Genomic DNA, 17323 nt, shown 5'->3' on the forward strand with positions numbered 1-17323 from the left:
TCCTGGTCATCGCACCGACCCTTGCGGGTGCTTCATGTACGGGCCATTCACAATCGGCAATGTCCTGTGCGGACGGCATGGTGTATGACGGCGCTTCAAATAGCTGCAAGGCCGTAAGCGGCTGAAACCGCGCCATATTCTCAGATAGCGAAGGCGGCTGACCAGCCGCCTTTTGTTGTGCCGCGCACCACTGGCCCGGTCACGCGGACCGCCTGGACACAGGCGCGGTCAGATGGCTTTTTAGGCAATAATTCCAGCAAAAATTAACCGCTATGCGCTAGCCCTTGGTCCAAGGTCCAACGGAGCGTTACATGAACAGCCTCACCCCCATTGCCGCCCTGCCGAAACCCGGCAGCAGCGTCCGGATGACCCGCAAGGCCAAGGCCGCGATCATCGTTCAGTTCATCCTGAACGAAGGCGCGGATGTACCGCTGTCCGCGCTGCCCGAAGCCCTGCAGGAACAGCTGACGCAGCAGCTCGGGACCATGCGCTATGTGGATCGGGACACTCTGGCCCAGGTGGTGCAGGAATTTTCAAACGAACTTGAATCCGTCGGGCTGTCCTTTCCGGGCAATATGGCCGGCGCGCTGACGGCGCTCGACGGGCGCATCAGTGCCCGCACCGCAGCCCGGCTGCGCAAAGAGGCCGGGGTGCGGCAAACCGGCGATCCCTGGTCGCGAATCGGTGCCCTGGATCTGGACCGGCTCGAACGCATGGTGCTGTCGGAAAGCACCGAGATCGCCGCGGTCATGCTGTCCAAGATTGACGTGGCCAAGGCCGCCGCCCTGCTCGGACGTCTGCCCGGGGTCAAGGCGCGGCGCATCACCTATGCGGTGTCCATGACCGCCGGCGTCACCCCCGAAGCCGTGGACCGCATCGGGCTCAGTCTGGCCAGCCAGATGGACGCCGAACCGCCGCGCGCCTTCAACACGGCCCCGGTCGAACGTGTCGGCGCGATCCTGAATTATTCCGCTTCCGGGATCCGTGACGATGTGCTCGAAGGGTTGCAGGAAAGTGACAGTGACTTTGCCGACGCGGTACGCAAGGCCATCTTTACATTTCCCAACATTCCGCACCGGCTCAACGGGATCGACGTGCCGAAGGTCACCCGCGATGTGGACGCCGCAACCCTTGCCACCGCCATCGCCGGCGCGCGCAGCGAAGAGGAGGCCAGCGCCTGCGAATTCCTGCTGGAAAACATGTCCAAACGCATGGCGCAGGGCCTGCGCGACGAGGCCGCGGAAAAGGGCAGCGTCAAGTCCCGCGTCGCCGAAGAGGCGATGAATGCCGTTGTCTCGGCCATCCGCAACCTCGTCGCAGCCGGCGAGATCGAGCTGCTCTCCCCGGACGAGGCTGAGGACGACGGCTGAGACCGGCGATCCCGCCGCCACCGGTCGGTCACATGGCCGGGTCGACCGGGACGAAAATTCCGTCAGAGATGACACCGCGTTCCCCGGAAAACCGCGTCACCTGTCGCAGCGACGCGGGCGCCGCAGACTTGTGATCCGCACCACCGCGTCCTAGGTCTGGGACAATTCTATTGCGGGAGCATTGCGTGAGTCAGACCCCATCACGTGACAAGGACGACGGCAGTTGGCCGGACTGGCTTACCGATCGCGGACTGCGCGGCGTGATCTGGGTGATGCTGCGGATTCCGCTGCGGCTGCGGCTGTGGCTCATGGGGCGATTTGTGGCCCGTGTCATAGCTCCCCTCACCGGATACCGGGAGCGGGCTGTCGAGAACCTGACCCACGTCTGGCCGGATATGCCTGCGTCGGAAAAGCGCAAGATTGCGGACGGCGTTGCCGACAATGCCGGGCGCACCATGATTGAAAATTATGACGTCATCGGCCTGCGCGACCGGATGCGCGGGGCCACGCTGTCCGGCGACGGGCTCTCGGCCGTGGCCGCAGCCCGGGCCGAGGGTCGGCCGGTCCTGTTCGTCACCGGCCACTTCGGCAATTTCGAGGCGCCGCGGGCGGCGCTGGTGGCACAGGGATACGAGATCGGCGGCCTGTACCGCCCGATGTCGAACCCGTTCTTCAATGCCCATTATGCGCAGAACATGCACCGGCTGTCGGGGCCCGTGTTCGAACAGGGTCGACGCGGCACAATGGGCCTGCTGCGTCACATCAAGGACGGTGGCATGGGCGTGCTGCTGTTCGATGTCTATGACAGCGCCGGCACCCCCATCGACTTCCTGGGCCGCCCTGCCCCGACCCTGACCTCGGCGGCGGACATCGCGCTGCGCACAGGGGCGCTGATGGTGCCGTTCTTCGGTCTGCGCCTGCCGGATGGCCAGAGTTTCGAGGCGATCTTTGAGGCGCCGATCCCGCATGGCGATCCGGTGGCGATGATGCGCGAGGCGACGGCGCGGCTGGAAGCGCGGATTCGCGAAAACCCCGAGCAGTGGTTCTGGATTCACCGCCGTTGGAAGCCGCGGCGTCAGCGCAGGCGCGCGGCGGCGAAAATCGGTCCGTAATTTGCGCCCTGGACCAGCACGACAATCGGCTCGGTGCCTTTGACAGCGGTTGTGGCGGCAAAGCTGCCCTGACCGTTCCAGCGTTCGACAACTGCCCATCCGGTGACGATGTGGGAATAATCAATCGTGCGCCCGGCATTTTCGCCGCGTTGGATCACAACCGCCTCGTGCGGTTTGTAGCGTGCCACTGCAATCTCCATCGGGCCCGCATTCCTGCCGCTGCTGGCACGGATCGACAGCACATCGCCGCTGCGCGAAATCTGCAGACTGACCGGCGAAGGTTTGGATTTGTGCGCCTTGATCAGGGCGGCCACGTCTTTCGGCCTGTTGCCGACAACGTCGTGCCGACCGTTCACGATCATCTGCGGCGTATAGATCGACCGGTTGCCTAGCGCGGCGGCATATCCCTTTTGCCGCGTCGTGTAGGCCGGGCTGGCAAATTTGTCCTTCCAGCCGATATAATCCCAGTAATCCACATGCAGCGCCAGCGGGATGACATCTTCGCGCCCGTCGAGGTCCGCCAGAAGGGCATCGGCCGGCGGGCAGGAGGAACATCCCTGCGAGGTGAACAGTTCGACGACGACCGGGCTCTGCTGCGCCGACACCGCTCCGGCGGCCAGCATCAAAAGGCCCATGGCGCAACTGATGAGGTGTCGCATCAAACGTCCGATCCTGATTGGTCTGTTAACGATCCCTAGCCATCCGGCTCTGAAATAACCAATCAAGGTTTTGCGAGAGTCGGTGAACGGCGCAGCCCGGAATACCGGCAGCGCTCAGGAAATATGCGCCGCTGAGCGCAACTGCTTTTATCCATCCATTGTGTGCGACGGTATACCAAAATTGTCGCACCCCCCTTGATCGGGCCACAGGCTTGATGCAGATAGCGTACCAGACCCAACGAAATCCATTCGTACCTCAAGGGAGACCCCCATGCCCATTTCCGTCGGACAGGACACCGCCAAGACGCGCAAAACGCTGAGCGTCAACGGCAAGTCCTTCAGCTACTACTCGATCCCAGCCGCCGAAGCGGCCGGTTTGGGGGATTTCTCCAGGCTGCCAGTGGCCCTGAAGGTGGTGCTGGAAAACATGCTGCGGTTCGAGGATGGCAAGACTGTCACCGTGGACGACATCAAGGCGTTCGGTGACTGGGCGCAGAACAACGGCCAGTCCAACCGCGAGATTGCCTATCGTCCGGCCCGCGTGCTGATGCAGGATTTCACCGGCGTTCCCGCCGTGGTCGATCTCGCCGCGATGCGCGACGGCATCAAGGCACTGGGCGGCGATCCGCAAAAGATCAACCCGCTGAACCCGGTGGATCTGGTCATCGACCACTCGGTGATGATCGACGAGTTCGGCAACCCGCGCGCCTTCCAGATGAACGTCGACCGGGAATACGAGCGCAACATGGAGCGTTACGTTTTTCTGAAATGGGGTCAGAAGGCGTTCAACAACTTCCGCGTTGTGCCCCCTGGCACCGGCATCTGCCACCAGGTGAACCTTGAGTACCTGTCGCAGACCGTCTGGACCGATGTCGACCAGAACGGCGACGAGGTTGCCTATCCGGACACTCTGGTCGGCACCGACAGCCACACCACCATGGTCAACGGCGCCGCTGTCCTGGGCTGGGGCGTCGGCGGGATCGAGGCCGAGGCCGCGATGCTGGGGCAGCCGATCTCGATGCTGATCCCCGAGGTCGTCGGCTTCAAGCTGACCGGCAGGATGATGGAAGGCACGACCGGCACCGACCTCGTGCTGAAGGTCGTCGAAATGCTGCGCGCCAAAGGCGTGGTCAGCAAGTTCGTCGAATTCTACGGCGAAGGTCTGGACCATCTGCCGCTGGCCGACCGCGCGACGATTGCCAACATGGCACCGGAATACGGCGCGACCTGCGGTTTCTTCCCGATCGACCAGGAAACCCTGCGCTATCTGGAAATGACCGGCCGCGACACCGACCGCATCGCCCTCGTCGAAGCCTATGCCAAGGAGAACGGCTTCTGGCGCGACGCGAGCTATGATCCGGTGTACACCGATACGCTGGAGCTGGACATGGGCACCATCGTGCCCGCGATCTCTGGTCCCAAGCGGCCGCAGGATTATATTGCTCTGGACAAGGCGGCCTCTGCATTCGGCACCTATGTCAAAGGCGTGCGCGACACCAAGGGCGCCTCGGCCAACGCCGAAGTGCGCTGGGAAAGCGAAGGCGGCCAGCCCGAGCCTGCCGACATCCCGGGCGACGAAGGCCATCACAAGCGGGGCTTTGTGGCGACCGAGGACAACAAGTATCAGCTGCATGACGGCTCGATCGTGATCGCCTCGATCACCTCCTGCACCAACACCTCGAACCCTTATGTGATGATCGGCGCGGGCCTGGTCGCCCGCAAGGCGCGCGCGCTCGGGTTGAACCGCAAGCCCTGGGTCAAGACCTCGCTGGCGCCGGGTTCGCAGGTCGTGTCGGCCTACCTCGAGGCGGCGGAACTTCAGGAAGACCTGGACGCCATCGGCTTCAACCTCGTCGGTTATGGCTGCACCACCTGCATCGGCAACTCCGGCCCCCTTGCCCCGGAAATCAGCAAGTGCATCAGCGACAATGACCTGATCGCTACCTCGATCCTGTCGGGCAACCGCAACTTCGAAGGGCGGATCAGCCCGGACGTGCGCGCCAACTACCTGGCATCGCCGCCTCTGGTGGTCGCCTATTCGCTGGTGGGCGACATGAACGTCGACATCACCAGGGATGTGATCGGTCAGGACAAGGATGGCAACGATGTCTATCTGAAGGACATCTGGCCGACCAGCAAGGAAGTCGCCGAACTGGTCGAGCGCACCGTCACCCGCGCCTCGTTCCAGGAAAAATACGCCGACGTCTTCAAGGGCGACGAGAAATGGCAGGGGGTCGAAACCACCGATGCCCAGACCTACGACTGGCCGGTGTCCTCGACCTATGTGCAGAACCCGCCCTATTTCCAGGGCATGAGCAAGGAACCGGGTGTCATCACCAACCTTGAAAACGCCCGGGTTCTGGCGCTGCTGGGCGACATGATCACAACCGACCACATCTCGCCCGCCGGATCGTTCAAGGACACGACACCGGCAGGCAAGTACCTGATCGAACGTCAGGTGCCCCAGCGCGAATTCAACTCTTACGGTTCGCGTCGTGGCAACCACGAGATCATGATGCGCGGCACCTTTGCCAACATCCGCATCAAGAACGAGATGCTGGACGGCGTCGAGGGCGGCTATTCCAAGGGACCGGACGGCGCGCAGACCTCGATCTTCGACGCGGCGATGGCCTATCAGGCGCAGGGCACACCGCTGGTGATCTTTGGGGGCGAGCAATACGGCGCAGGCTCGAGCCGCGACTGGGCTGCCAAGGGCACGGCCCTGCTGGGGGTCAAGGCCGTGATCGCGGAATCCTTCGAGCGGATCCACCGGTCCAACCTCGTCGGCATGGGCGTCATCCCGTTCGAGTTCACCGGCGGCGACACCCGTAAATCGCTGGGTCTGACCGGCGAGGAAACCGTGTCGATCAGCGGTCTGGACACGATCAAGCCGCAGCAGGAGGTGCCCTGCACGATCAAGATGGCGGACGGGTCCGAAAAGACCATCCAGATCAAGTGCCGGATCGATACCGCGATCGAGATCGAATACATCGAACACGGTGGCGTGCTGCACTATGTGCTGCGCAACCTCGCAGCCGCCTGAGGCTCACGCGATCGAATGACATGACGAGACCGCCGGGGGCCATGCGCCTCCGGCGGTCTGCTTTTGCAAGGTCGGCGGCACGCGGCGAGCGCTGGCGGGATCCTGCGCAGCAACCCGCCCATAACCATTTCGTGAGCGGACGAATCGCGTCTTCGCTCGTTTAGTCTCTGCAGACGCTCCCCGCTCAAGAGGGGGCCCGGCAGAGGCGAGACAATGAAACTGACTTTTATGACAATCGTCCAGGCGGCCATTCTGGCAGTTCTGATGGTGGCGGGGGCCTATGCCTCGAACCACAGCCCAAAGGGCTGCCCCTCTCTGCATGCCGAATCGCAGTGCGAATTGTAGCCGCGGAACGGACCAGATCCGACACAGCAGCAGGCAGGGATCACTCTGCCTGCGCCGCCTTCAGAGCCGGCAAAAAGCGCTGTTCGTAATCGCTGCCCACCAGCGGGCCTGCGTAGCGGAACAGCACCACACCCTCACCACTGACGATGAAGGTCTCGGGCGGCGCGGTCACCCCCCAGTCGATGGCTGTGCGCCCCTTGGGATCGAATGCGACACCGGCAAACGGATTGCCGTCGTCGTCAAGATAGCTCAGCGCATCCTTGGCCTGATCCTTGAAATTCACGCCGATGATCGTCATGCCCTCGGCCTGCATCTGCAACAGCCTGGGGTGTTCGGCACGGCAGGGCGGGCACCAGCTCGCCCAGAAATTCACCAGGGTGACCTCGCCGCGCGTCAGCATGTCCGCCGTGACACCGGGATAATCGCCCAGCGTGTCCGAGGTGATGCCCGGGGCCGGCTGGCCGATCCGGGTCGAGGGCAGCCCCTGCGGGTCGTCGCGGAACATCCCGACATAGGCCAGCGCCGCAAAGGCCGCAAAGATCAGCGGCGGCGCGATCATCAGCGGGGAAATTCTAGCCATTGCGCTTGCTCCGCTTCTCGACCAGGTCCAGCGCCGCCTTGGTCCTGCGAGCCCGCAGGATGCTGACCGCAACAAGCAGGACGATCAGACCCAGCGAGACGGCATAGGACGACAGGACCGCGCCCGCGTATTTTCCCAGATCCGGCATCATCCCTGCTGCTCCCGTGCGATCAGGGCGCGGGTGCGCCGCGCCCGGATTTCCGTCTGGGTGCGCAGGAACACCAGCGCGACAAACAGCAGCACAAAGCCCGCGATGCTCAGCAGCAGCGGGTGATAGAACACATCGGCCACATTCTCTTCCTTGTCGAGGCTCAGCGACGCGCCCTGGTGCAGGCCCTGATTCCAGAAATTCACCGCATAGCGGCTGAGCAGCGCAAACACCGACCCCACCAGACACAGGATCGAAGTGAGATCCGCCGCCGTGTCGTCATCTTCGATCGCCGACCACAGGGCGATATAGCCCAGGTAGAACAGGAACAGGATCAGGAACGAAGTCAGCCGGGGATCCCAGACCCACCAGGTGCCCCACATCGGCTGCCCCCAAAGGGCGCCGGTCGCCAGGGCGATCACCGTCATGACGGCCCCCACCGGGGCCGCGGCCCGGGCCGCAAGCGCGCTGACATGGTGCCGCCGGATGATCCAGATCATCGAAGCGATCAACATCATGATCCAGGCATTGATCGCCATCAACGCCGCGGGCACGTGCAGGTAGATGATCTTGACCGTCGATCCCTGCCGGTAATCCTCGGGTGTGAAGAAGAACCCCCAGATCAGCCCCACGGTCAGGCACAGCACTGCCAGTCCCGAAACCCACGGCAGAACGACATCCGTCGTGCGGATGAACTTGACCGGATTTGCATATTCCCAAAGCGACATGTGCCTGACCTATCCCCCCTGTCCGCCGGTTACAAATCAAACCGCCGTGCGCTCCGTGCCAAGGTGACAGATCCGCACAGCGCCCCTAGCGCAGATTGATGCGCAGCACCGCGGCACTGGCAAAAGGCAACAACGCCATTGCCCCGAAACTGATTCCGGCCAGCAACATCAGCGGTGTGGCGACGTCGAGCCCGTCCGCCCCGCGCCGCGCCACCTCGGCGCCAAAGATCAGCGTCGGCACATAAAGCGGCAAAACCAGCAGCGACAGCAGCAGCCCGCCGCGTTTCAACCCGATGGTCAGTGCCGCGCCGAACGTTCCGATCACCGACAGGGCCGGCGTGCCGACGGCCAGTGACACCAGCACCCAGAGATATCCGTCCGGCGCCAGGTTCAGCAGCACACCCAGCAGCGGCGCCGCCAGCACCAGCGGCAATCCGGTGGTGATCCAGTGCGCCAGCGCCTTGATGCTGACCACTCCCTCGATCGGCAGGGGGGCCGTGGCCAGCAGGTCCAGGGACCCGTCCTCCCAGTCCAGCGCCAGGATGCGGTCCAGCGACAACAGACAGGCCAGCAGCGCCCCGATCCACAACACCCCCGGCGCAATCCGCGCCAGCAGCGCGGTCTCGGGTCCAACTCCGAACGGCACGAGCACGGTGACGATCAGAAAGAACGCCAGCCCCAGACCAAAGCCGCCCCCTGCCCGGACGCCAAGCCGCAGATCCCGCGCCAGAAGCGCCCTCACAGAAACGCCTCATCGGCCTGCGCGGCCCTGGGCGCGGCCCGAAAGGCACTCAGGTCCAGAACCGCTGCCTCCTCCAGCCCCAGATCTATATGCGTCGCCATCAACGCCGAACCGCCAGCCGCCAGATGCGCCCGTACCGCCGCAGCGAACAGCCCGACCGACGCCGCATCCAGCGACACCGTCGGTTCGTCCAGCACCCAGACGGGACGCCCGGTGACCATCAGCCGCGCCAGCCCCAACCGCCGCTTCTGTCCTGCAGACAGACTGCCCGCCAGACGGGCGGCAAGATCGCGCAGATCAAAGGCAGCAAGCGCCGCGTCGATGTCCTCCCGACCAAAGACCGCCGCCCAGAAGCTCAGGTTTTCCGCCACCGTCAGCATGGATTTCAACCCGTCGGAATGCCCGGCATAGGCCATACGGTCATCGGCGCCGGAAATGGACCCGGCCTGCGGCGGCTGCAATCCGGCGACGGTGCGCAGCAGAGTGGTCTTGCCGACGCCGTTGGGCCCGCGCAGGATCAGCGCCGCGCCCGGCGCCAGCACAAAGCTCACGCCCTCCAGCACCGCCCGTCCGCCGCGCGAAATTTCCAGATCCGTGACCGTCACCATCATGGCACATGACCTAACCCACCCCAGCGACGGACAAAAGCGGCAAAACACGCGACAACCACCGACCCTCGTCCCCGGCATCTCCGGGGTGCAGACATGCCAAGGGTGCGGGGGCTGGCCCTCACTCAGGCTTCCGCCACCGGCGCAGCGTGCAATGCAGCCGCGCCCCGCCCGATCAGACCGGCAGCACGGCCAGCGCCACGCGGCGGCCCTCGGACAACAGCACGTTGTAGGTGCGGCAGGCGGACGGCGAGTTCATCACCTCGACCCCGAGCCCCGCCGCCTCGAGCCGGTCGCGCAGCGTCCGCGGAAGATGGGCGATTTCGCTGCCGGTTCCGACGAAGATCACATCGACGTCCGCACTCAGACGCTCCAGCGTGGCCAGATCCTCCAGCCCGCCCCAGGGCTCGACTCCCCGCAGCGACACACAGACCGGGCCGCGCACCGGCTTGCCGTCGATCCGGAAGAATCCCGGGCCATATCCCTCGATCGGAAGCGCGTCCGTGTAGATGACTTCATTCATACGCATGGCGTCAAACCCCTAGTCCCACACCGGCAACCCGAGAATGATTGCCACAAGAATAATGAAATAGGCCACGCTTCTGTAAAATCTTTCAAGTCCGGGCCGGAACAAAACCGCCCCCAAACGTGCACCCGCGCCATAAGGTAGCAGCAGAATCAGGCCCAAAACAACCGCAGGCAGTGTCAGCAGACCCTGCATCGCCATTAGCGGCACCAACAACAGGCTGGTCAAGGTCAGGAACACCAGCGCCGTCGCCCGTGACGTGGCCACGGAATCACGCCCTGCCAGTTGGAACAGCACCATCACCGGCCCCAGCAGCCCTGTCGCCCCGCCCACGAACCCGGTGGCAAAGCCGATGGCCGAGCGGGCCGCGACGGTCGGGGAGGTCGCATAGCGCCACCCGGCACACAGTGCCAGCAATGTCGACGCGGTCACCGCGATCACCGTCCAGCGCAACACGATCAGGTCACTCACCCGCAGCACCCATAGCCCGAGCGAGGCTGACAGCGTGGCACAGACGATCATCACCGCGACGCCGCGCCGGTCGACCTGTCCCCAGGCCCGCGGCAACACGGTGACCAGCGACGATACCGCTGAAATGGCAAAGGCTGCCACCGCGACCTCGAAGGGCACCAGCGTCGAGGCCACCGGCATGAAGATAAGCGCCGCCCCGAAGCCGGCAAAGCCATAGACGGCACCGGCGACAAAGACGGTTGTGACCAGTGCCCAGAGTCCCGGCAAAGCCAGGGTCTGGGCCAGCAGGTCAGGCATCAATATTGGCGTATTGGTTGCCGGAATTGGCGTCAGGACGGGTCCAGTCCCGCTTGACCCCAAAGCGCAGCAGCAGCGCCGAGGCGATGAAGATCGACGAATAGGTGCCGACAAAGATGCCCCACATCATCGCAAAGACAAAGCCCCGGATCACGTCGCCGCCCAGCACGAACATGGCGATCAGCGCCAGCATCGTGGTGAGCGAGGTCATGATGGTCCGGCTCAGGGTCTCGTTGATCGAGATGTTGAGAATCTCTTTCAGCTCCATCTTCTTGTATTTGATCAGGTTTTCGCGCACGCGGTCGAACACGACAACGGTGTCGTTCAGCGAATAGCCGACGATAGTCAGCAGCGCCGCGATGATCGCGAGATCGAACTTGATCTGCACCTCGGAAAACACGCCGATTGTCAGAATCACGTCGTGCACCAGCGCCAGAACCGCACCGACGGCAAACTGCCATTCGAAGCGCAGCCAGATATAGATCAGCACCGCCCCGATCGCGAGCAGCACCGCGATCACCGCCGTCTGGATCAGCTCACCCGACACTTTGGGACCGACGGATTCGACCGAGGCAAAGCTGATGTCAGGCGCAACCGTGGCCAGAGCCTGGCGCACCTGTTCGGTGACATCGGCCGAGATCGATTCTTCGGCGTTCTGCGCCTCGATCCGCACCATCGACACGTTGTGATCCGCCTCAAAGCTTGGATCGAACACTTCGGAGATGCTGATGTCGCCCAGGTCCATCGGCTGCAGGGCAGCGCGGTAGGCGCCCACATCCACGGGCTGCGCGCTGACCGTGCGGATCGTCGTGCCGCCGCGGAAGTCGATGCCGTAGTTCAGCCCCTGCAGAAAGAACGAGGCCAGGGCGACCACCATCATCACAGCCGAAATCCCAAGCCAGAGCTTGGAGCGGCCAAAGAAGTCCCAGTTCGTATTGTCGGGCACCAGTCGCATGCGCATCAGGAGAGACCTTTCAGACTTCGATGGTTGCGGGGCGCGTGCGGCGGAACCACATCGCAATCAGCAGCCGGGTGACAAAGATGGCGGTAAAGACCGAGGTGATGATCCCCAGTCCCAGGGTGAGAGCAAAGCCGCGCACCGGACCCGACCCCATCGCGAACAGGATGATCGCGGTGATGATCGTGGTGAGGTTGGCATCGACGATCGCGCTCTGTGCCTTTTCGTACCCCAGTTCGATTGCCCGTGCCGGCCCGCGCGCGGTGCGCAGCTCTTCGCGGATCCTCTCGAAGATCAGCACGTTGGCATCCACGGCCATGCCGACCGTCAGGACGATCCCGGCGATGCCCGGCAGCGTCAGCGTGGCACCGATCATGCTGAGCAGGCCGAACAGCAACGCAATGTTGATCACCAGCGCGATGTTGGCGAACAGACCGAACAGCCCGTAGGTCAGGAACATGAACAGCAGCACGGCGCCAAACGCCACCACGGTCGCGACCCGGCCCGCGTCGATGCTGTCCTGCCCCAGTTCCGGGCCGATGGTGCGCTCTTCAAGGAAGTCCAGACCGGCAGGCAGGGCACCCGCCCGCAGCAGCACCGCCAGATTTGTCGATTCCTCGACCGAGAAATTGCCGGTGATGATGCCCGAGCCGCCGGGAATATGGCTCTGGATCACCGGGGCGGAAATCACCTCGCCATCGAGCACGATGGCAAAGGGAGAGCCGATGTTGTTCGCGGTATAATCGCCGAACTTGCGCGCGCCCGAAGGGTTGAAGCGGAAATTCACCGCCGGGCGACCGTTCTGGTCAAAGGCGGGCTGAGCGTCGACCAGTTCCTCACCGGTGACGACCGGTGCCTGCTCAAGCGTATAATACAGCCCCTCCTCGTCCGATGCGGGCAGGATTTCGTTGCCGACACCGGCGACGGCCTGCGCATCCGAACCACGGCCCACCACCGGCTGAAAGGTCAGTTGCGCCGTGGTGCCGATGATCGCCTTGAGCTCGGCGGTCGAGCCGATGCCCGGCACCTGGATCAGGATCCGGCTGGTGCCCTGACGCTGAATCGTCGGCTCTCGGGTGCCGACGGCGTCGATACGGCGGCGAATGATTTCAAGGCTCTGGCGCACGGTACGTTCGTCCGTCGCCTGGCGTTCCGCCTCGGACAGGGTGATGACGATGTCACTCTCCACGCCGTTGACCTCGAGGTCGGTCGACCCCGCGCCGGTCAGCGACACCACCGGTTGCGCCAGGCCCCGCACAACCTCCAGCGCGCGGGCCATGCCTTCGGGCCGCGAGATTCTGACCCGCAGCTCCATCGCTTCCGAGGGTTGCAGGCGCACGGTTCCGACAGCGTCCCGCTCGGGGCGCAGGGCGTCCCGCACCTCGGGCCAGAGCGCTTCCAGCCGCGCGGCGTAGACATCGGCCACCTTGACCTCGGCCAGAAGATGCGCGCCACCGCGCAGGTCCAGCCCGAGGTTCACAAGGCCCGAAGGCAGGAATGACGGCCACTGCGCCTCCTGCGCCGCAAGCTCGGCGGTCGTCCCCTGGGTCTCGATGGTTTTTACCGCATCATTGTGCATCTCGACACGGGTATAGAAAGCGTTCGGCAGGGCGAAGAACACGCCCAGGGCAACGAGCCCCCAGATGACGACACGTTTCCATAGATCAATCTGCAACATGGCATGGGCCTATTTGAGGTCGGTAAAAAGGGGGTCGTTCTGTCGGCGGACCGGATCAGGTGTTCGCGGCCGGCTCGGTCTTGGACAGCACCTGCGCGATGGTGGACTGCACCACACGCACCTTGACGCCTTCGGCCAATTCGACCTCTAGCTCGTTGTTTTCCTTGACCTTGACAACCTTACCGATCAGCCCGCCCTGGGTCACGACCTGATCGCCGCGCCGCAGTGCCGCGACCATCTTCTGGTGATCCTTGAGCTTTTTCTGCTGCGGACGGATCAGCAGGAAGTACATGATCGCAAAAATCAGGATCAGCGGGACGAACTGCGCGATGGCACTGGTATCCATGGGGGCTCCTTTGGCATGAGGCGGGGCACCCCCGCTCGAATTGCGCGGAACCTATGTGCTGCGGCGCGGCTTTGCAAGGCGGGTTCGGAACTCCCTGATCAGGTCACAATGGTGGCGCGCACAGGTCAGAGCGGCGGAACATCCGGGCAGGTGCGCCAAATGACCGGGGCACGCCGCGTGCGCCCGGTCAAAGACAAAGGTCGGCGCGATCAGGCTTCGAGTGCCCGCAGGCGCCGGATCAGGCTGGAGGTGTCCCAGCGGCCTCCGCCGAGTTTCTGGACATCCTTGTAGAACTGGTCCACCAGCGCCGTCACCGGCAGCGAGGCCCCGATGTCGTCAGCGGCCTGAAGACAGATGCCCAGATCCTTGCGCATCCAGTCGACGGCAAAGCCGTGTTCGAACTTGTCATCCAGCATGGTTTCATACCGGTTGGACATCTGCCACGAACCGGCGGCCCCCTGGCTGATCACCTCGACCACCGACCGTCCGTCCAGCCCGGCCTTTTCGGCAAAGTGCAGCGCTTCGGACAGGCCCTGCACCAGACCGGCGATGGCGATCTGGTTGCACATCTTGGTCATCTGGCCGGCACCGCTGTCGCCGATGCGGCGGCAGGTCCGGGCATAGGCGTCGATCACCGGCACCGCTGTCTCGAAGGCCGCGCCGTCACCGCCGCACATCACCGACAGGACGCCGTTTTCGGCCCCCGCCTGCCCGCCCGACACCGGCGCGTCGATGAACGAGACACCGGCACCGGCTGCCGTGGCATAAAGCTCGGCAGTCACATTGGCGGAAACCGTGGTGTGATCGACGAACACCGCGCCCTTGCCCATGCCGGCAAAGGCTCCGTCCTGCCCCAGACAGACCGAACGCAAATCCGCGTCGTTGCCGACACAGGCCATGACGAATTCCGCGCCCTGCGCGGCCTCGCGCGGGGTTGTCGCCATCGCGCCGCCGAATTCCTTTGCCCAGGCCTTGGCCTTGGCCGTGGTGCGGTTGTAGACGGTGACATCGTGCCCGGCCTTTGCCAGGTGCCCGGCCATCGGATAGCCCATCACGCCCAGACCCAGAAATGCGACTTTTGCCATGCTCGGCTCCCTCTGTTTCGCTGTCCCCTCAAGTCCTGACCGCAGGGGCGGCTCTTGGCAAGGGGCGGCTGTCGGGGTAACCCGGACCCCACGCGACCTGGCGCGGAAGACGGAGACGGACATGGGGTTTCTATTCAGATGGCTGCTGCGTCTGACGTCGGCAGCGATCCTGCTGACGGTGCTGGCAGTGCTGGTCGTCTACTATCTCGGCTCGCGGTCGCTGCCCGACTACGACAAGACGCTGGCGGTGCAGGGCCTGACGGCGGATGTCGAGATCGTGCGCGACAATTCCAACGTGCCGCACATCATGGCGCAATCCGACCGGGATGCCTTTTTCGGTCTGGGATATGCCCATGCGCAGGACCGGCTGTGGCAGATGACGCTGCTGCGCCGCACGGTGCAGGGGCGGCTGTCGGAAATATTTGGCACCCGCACCGTCGAGACCGACAAACTGCTGCGCCGCCTCGACCTCTATCCGCTCGCGGTGCAGTCGGTTTCCGCCCAGGACGCCCGCACCCGCGATGCGCTGGATGCCTATGCCGCCGGGGTGAATGCACGGATTGCCGAAATCAACCGGGATTCGCTGGGTCGCGGCGCGCCTGAGTTCTTTCTGTTCAACGCCCCGCTGTCGCCCTGGCAGCCCGCCGATTCCATCGCCATCGTCAAGCTGATGGCATTGCAGCTGTCGGGGCATCTGCGCGACGAAGTGCTGCGGGCGCGCACCTCTCTGCTGCTGCCCGACACCGCGCGCGTGGCGGATATCCTGCCGGACATGCCCGGCCAGGGGGTGGCGGCGCTGCCGGAATATGCCGCTCTGTTCCCCGGACTGCCGCGGTTCGCCGCAGCCGAATCGCCGGGTCAGGACATGCTGATGCCGGTGGCCCCGCGCGGGCTGTCCGGGGCGTCGAACGTCTGGGCCGCCGCGCCGTCACGCTCGGCCTCGGGGGGCACGCTGCTGGCGAACGATCCGCATCTTGGCTTCACCGCTCCGTCGATCTGGTATCTGGCGCGGTTGCAGCTCAGCTCGGGCGGGGTGATCGGCGGCACCATCCCCGGTGTCCCGGCGATCATGCTGGGCCGGTCGCAAAAACTGGGATGGGGCATCACCTCGTCGTATCTGGACGATCAGGACCTGTTCATCGAAGAACTGAACCCCGACGCCCCCGAACAGTACCGCACGCCCGAAGGCTGGAGCCGGTTCCGCACCCGCAAGTCCATCATCGACATCAAGGACAACCCGCCAGTCACCGTCACCCTGCGGTGGACCGACAACGGCCCGGTGCTGCCCGCCACGCAGTTCGACCTGAACACCGTGACACCCCCGGGTCATGTGGTGTCTCTTGGCTGGACGGCCCTGTCGGGACGCGACACGTCGATGACCGCGGCCATTGGCCTGATGCATGCAGGGTCGGTGGAGCAGGCGCTCGAGATATCCGAGAGCTATGTCGCGCCGTCGCAGAACCTGACGCTGATCGACAACGACAGCATTGCGCTCAAGACCGTGGGCGCGATGCCGCGCCGCGATGCCAATCACCAGAGTCTGGGCCGCCTGCCCGCCCCCGGCTGGCGCGCCGAAAACCGTTGGCAGGGGATTCTGCCGTTTTCCGCCAACCCCGAGTTCATCGCGCCGGCCGGCGGCATCGTCGGCAACACCAACAACAAGACGGTGGACCGTCCGTTTCCGCTGCACGTCAGTTTTGACTGGGGCGACTCGCAGAGGATCATGCGCTGGCAGGGTCTCATGCAGGGCCGCGAAGTGCACACCCGCGACAGCTTCATCGAAGCACAGCTCGACACGGTGTCGGTGACGGCGCGCACCCTGTTGCCGCTGATCGGCGCCGATCTGTGGTTCACCGGCGAGGCGGCGCCGGACGGCACCCCCGAGCGTCAGCGACAGCGGGCGCTGGAACTGCTGGCCAACTGGAACGGCGAGATGAACGAACACCTGCCCGAACCGCTGCTGTATGCGGCCTGGGTACGTGCCTTGCAGGCGCGGCTGATCCGCGACGATCTGGGGCCGCTGGCCGACGCGTTCGACCATGTCGAGCCGCTGTTCATCGAGCGGGTGTTCCGCGATGTGGATGGCGCCTCGGTCTGGTGTGACATCCTGCGCTCGGCCCCGGTCGAGACCTGCAGCGAGATTTCCCGCCTGGCGCTGGACGATGCGCTGATCTGGATCGCCGAGCGCTACGGCACCTCACTGGAATCGCTGCGCTGGGGCGATGCTCATCAGGCGACGCATGATCATCAGGTGCTGGGCAACGTGCCGGTGCTGCGGTATTTCGTGAACATCCGCCAAAGCACCTCTGGCGGCGACAATACCCTGCAACGCGGCCGCACTTCGGGGCGTGACCCCGACCCGTTCCAGAACGTGCACGGGGCGGGCTACCGCGGGGTTTATGACTTTGCCGATCCGGATTCGTCGGTCTTCGTCAATGCCACCGGGCAGTCGGGGCATTTCCTGTCGCGGCATTATGACGATCTGGGCCAGCTTTGGCGGCGGGGCGAATATATCCCGATGTCGCTGGATGTCGATCTGGCACGGGCTGCGGCGGTGGGGGTCACCCATCTGGTCAGAGAGTGAGCACCGTCAGGCGCACACCGTTAGGCGCACACCGTTAGGCACA

17 protein-coding genes are annotated in these 17323 nt (G+C 64.4%); 5 read left to right on the forward strand and 12 right to left on the reverse strand.

Annotated features, from left to right (window positions below):
• Nucleotides 1–311 precede the first annotated feature (311 nt).
• Nucleotides 312–1370 carry a flagellar motor switch protein FliG gene (locus FOY53_RS03595; protein ID WP_146585816.1) on the forward strand — a complete coding sequence of 353 codons (1059 nt, stop codon included), beginning with the start codon at nt 312–314 and terminating at the stop codon, nt 1368–1370.
• A gap of 185 nt (nt 1371–1555) precedes the next feature.
• Nucleotides 1556–2482: a lysophospholipid acyltransferase family protein gene (locus FOY53_RS03600; RefSeq protein WP_246107269.1), complete on the forward strand. Its 927-nt coding sequence runs from the start codon at nt 1556–1558 to the stop codon at nt 2480–2482.
• On the opposite strand, the gene FOY53_RS03605 is transcribed toward FOY53_RS03600, so the two are convergent.
• Nucleotides 2446–3141, reverse strand: a complete 696-nt coding sequence (locus tag FOY53_RS03605) for a DUF1223 domain-containing protein (protein WP_246107270.1) — start codon at nt 3139–3141, stop codon at nt 2446–2448. The two genes, FOY53_RS03600 and FOY53_RS03605, sit on opposite strands and share 37 nt — an antisense overlap.
• Nucleotides 3142–3412: 271 nt before the next feature.
• Here FOY53_RS03605 and acnA point away from each other — a divergent pair, with 271 nt between their 5' ends.
• Together acnA and FOY53_RS23945 are read left to right on the forward strand one after the other, a co-directional pair.
• Nucleotides 3413–6184, forward strand: coding sequence for an aconitate hydratase AcnA (gene acnA / locus FOY53_RS03610; RefSeq protein WP_146585818.1), 2772 nt, complete (start codon nt 3413–3415; stop codon nt 6182–6184).
• Nucleotides 6185–6397: 213 nt separating this feature from the next.
• Nucleotides 6398–6529, forward strand: coding sequence for a hypothetical protein (locus tag FOY53_RS23945; RefSeq protein WP_281289546.1), 132 nt, complete (start codon nt 6398–6400; stop codon nt 6527–6529).
• Nucleotides 6530–6569: 40 nt separating this feature from the next.
• Here the strand turns inward: FOY53_RS23945 and FOY53_RS03615 are convergent, their stop codons facing one another.
• From FOY53_RS03615 to FOY53_RS03665, 11 genes are all read right to left on the reverse strand, one after another.
• Nucleotides 6570–7109: a DsbE family thiol:disulfide interchange protein gene (locus FOY53_RS03615; RefSeq protein ID WP_146585821.1), complete on the reverse strand. Its 540-nt coding sequence runs from the start codon at nt 7107–7109 to the stop codon at nt 6570–6572.
• Nucleotides 7102–7260 (reverse strand): heme exporter protein CcmD, encoded by a 159-nt coding sequence (gene ccmD, locus FOY53_RS03620; RefSeq protein WP_146585823.1) that lies wholly within the window; start codon nt 7258–7260, stop codon nt 7102–7104. Before ccmD ends, FOY53_RS03615 begins: the two co-directional genes overlap by 8 nt.
• Nucleotides 7257–7985 carry a heme ABC transporter permease gene (locus tag FOY53_RS03625; RefSeq protein WP_146585825.1) on the reverse strand — a complete coding sequence of 243 codons (729 nt, stop codon included), beginning with the start codon at nt 7983–7985 and terminating at the stop codon, nt 7257–7259. Before FOY53_RS03625 ends, ccmD begins: the two co-directional genes overlap by 4 nt.
• 85 nt (nt 7986–8070) lie before the next feature.
• Entirely contained in the window at nt 8071–8727 is a 657-nt protein-coding gene (ccmB, locus tag FOY53_RS03630; RefSeq protein ID WP_146585827.1) for a heme exporter protein CcmB, read from the reverse strand.
• Nucleotides 8724–9338 (reverse strand): heme ABC exporter ATP-binding protein CcmA, encoded by a 615-nt coding sequence (gene ccmA, locus FOY53_RS03635; protein ID WP_146585829.1) that lies wholly within the window; start codon nt 9336–9338, stop codon nt 8724–8726. Before ccmA ends, ccmB begins: the two co-directional genes overlap by 4 nt.
• A gap of 172 nt (nt 9339–9510) precedes the next feature.
• Nucleotides 9511–9864, reverse strand: coding sequence for an Mth938-like domain-containing protein (locus FOY53_RS03640; protein WP_146585832.1), 354 nt, complete (start codon nt 9862–9864; stop codon nt 9511–9513).
• Nucleotides 9865–9876: 12 nt separating this feature from the next.
• Nucleotides 9877–10629: a sulfite exporter TauE/SafE family protein gene (locus tag FOY53_RS03645; protein WP_146585834.1), complete on the reverse strand. Its 753-nt coding sequence runs from the start codon at nt 10627–10629 to the stop codon at nt 9877–9879.
• Nucleotides 10622–11590 (reverse strand): protein translocase subunit SecF, encoded by a 969-nt coding sequence (gene secF / locus FOY53_RS03650; RefSeq protein WP_146585836.1) that lies wholly within the window; start codon nt 11588–11590, stop codon nt 10622–10624. Before secF ends, FOY53_RS03645 begins: the two co-directional genes overlap by 8 nt.
• Before the next feature lie 13 nt (nt 11591–11603).
• The gene (secD, locus tag FOY53_RS03655; RefSeq protein ID WP_146585838.1) at nt 11604–13265 is read right to left on the reverse strand and encodes a protein translocase subunit SecD; all 1662 of its coding nucleotides are present in this window, start codon (nt 13263–13265) and stop codon (nt 11604–11606) included.
• A gap of 55 nt (nt 13266–13320) precedes the next feature.
• Entirely contained in the window at nt 13321–13611 is a 291-nt protein-coding gene (yajC, locus tag FOY53_RS03660) for a preprotein translocase subunit YajC (RefSeq protein ID WP_146585840.1), read from the reverse strand.
• A 209-nt stretch (nt 13612–13820) separates the two neighbouring features.
• A complete protein-coding gene (locus tag FOY53_RS03665; protein WP_146585842.1) occupies nt 13821–14696 on the reverse strand; it encodes an NAD(P)-dependent oxidoreductase in 876 nt (291 codons plus the stop codon).
• Nucleotides 14697–14817: 121 nt separating this feature from the next.
• Here FOY53_RS03665 and FOY53_RS03670 point away from each other — a divergent pair, with 121 nt between their 5' ends.
• Nucleotides 14818–17280 (forward strand): penicillin acylase family protein, encoded by a 2463-nt coding sequence (locus FOY53_RS03670; protein ID WP_146585844.1) that lies wholly within the window; start codon nt 14818–14820, stop codon nt 17278–17280.
• Nucleotides 17281–17323 lie beyond the last annotated feature (43 nt).

Origin of the sequence: Puniceibacterium confluentis (assembly GCF_007923445.1) — a bacterium.
In the GTDB taxonomy this organism is placed as follows: domain Bacteria; phylum Pseudomonadota; class Alphaproteobacteria; order Rhodobacterales; family Rhodobacteraceae; genus Puniceibacterium; species Puniceibacterium confluentis.

Bases quoted from the DNA above. Each gene is read 5' to 3' on its own strand.
- FOY53_RS03615 (WP_146585821.1), bottom strand. From the start codon at position 7,109: ATGGCTAGAATTTCCCCGCTGATGATCGCGCCGCCGCTGATCTTTGCG.
- ccmA (WP_146585829.1), bottom strand. From the start codon at position 9,338: ATGATGGTGACGGTCACGGATCTGGAAATTTCGCGCGGCGGACGGGCG.
- FOY53_RS03670 (WP_146585844.1), top strand. From the start codon at position 14,818: ATGGGGTTTCTATTCAGATGGCTGCTGCGTCTGACGTCGGCAGCGATC.
- FOY53_RS23945 (WP_281289546.1), top strand. From the start codon at position 6,398: ATGAAACTGACTTTTATGACAATCGTCCAGGCGGCCATTCTGGCAGTT.
- secF (WP_146585836.1), bottom strand. From the start codon at position 11,590: ATGCGCATGCGACTGGTGCCCGACAATACGAACTGGGACTTCTTTGGC.
- FOY53_RS03605 (WP_246107270.1), bottom strand. From the start codon at position 3,141: ATGCGACACCTCATCAGTTGCGCCATGGGCCTTTTGATGCTGGCCGCC.
- yajC (WP_146585840.1), bottom strand. From the start codon at position 13,611: ATGGATACCAGTGCCATCGCGCAGTTCGTCCCGCTGATCCTGATTTTT.
- FOY53_RS03665 (WP_146585842.1), bottom strand. From the start codon at position 14,696: ATGGCAAAAGTCGCATTTCTGGGTCTGGGCGTGATGGGCTATCCGATG.
- FOY53_RS03640 (WP_146585832.1), bottom strand. From the start codon at position 9,864: ATGCGTATGAATGAAGTCATCTACACGGACGCGCTTCCGATCGAGGGA.
- FOY53_RS03625 (WP_146585825.1), bottom strand. From the start codon at position 7,985: ATGTCGCTTTGGGAATATGCAAATCCGGTCAAGTTCATCCGCACGACG.
- secD (WP_146585838.1), bottom strand. From the start codon at position 13,265: ATGTTGCAGATTGATCTATGGAAACGTGTCGTCATCTGGGGGCTCGTT.
- FOY53_RS03645 (WP_146585834.1), bottom strand. From the start codon at position 10,629: ATGCCTGACCTGCTGGCCCAGACCCTGGCTTTGCCGGGACTCTGGGCA.
- acnA (WP_146585818.1), top strand. From the start codon at position 3,413: ATGCCCATTTCCGTCGGACAGGACACCGCCAAGACGCGCAAAACGCTG.
- ccmD (WP_146585823.1), bottom strand. From the start codon at position 7,260: ATGATGCCGGATCTGGGAAAATACGCGGGCGCGGTCCTGTCGTCCTAT.
- FOY53_RS03595 (WP_146585816.1), top strand. From the start codon at position 312: ATGAACAGCCTCACCCCCATTGCCGCCCTGCCGAAACCCGGCAGCAGC.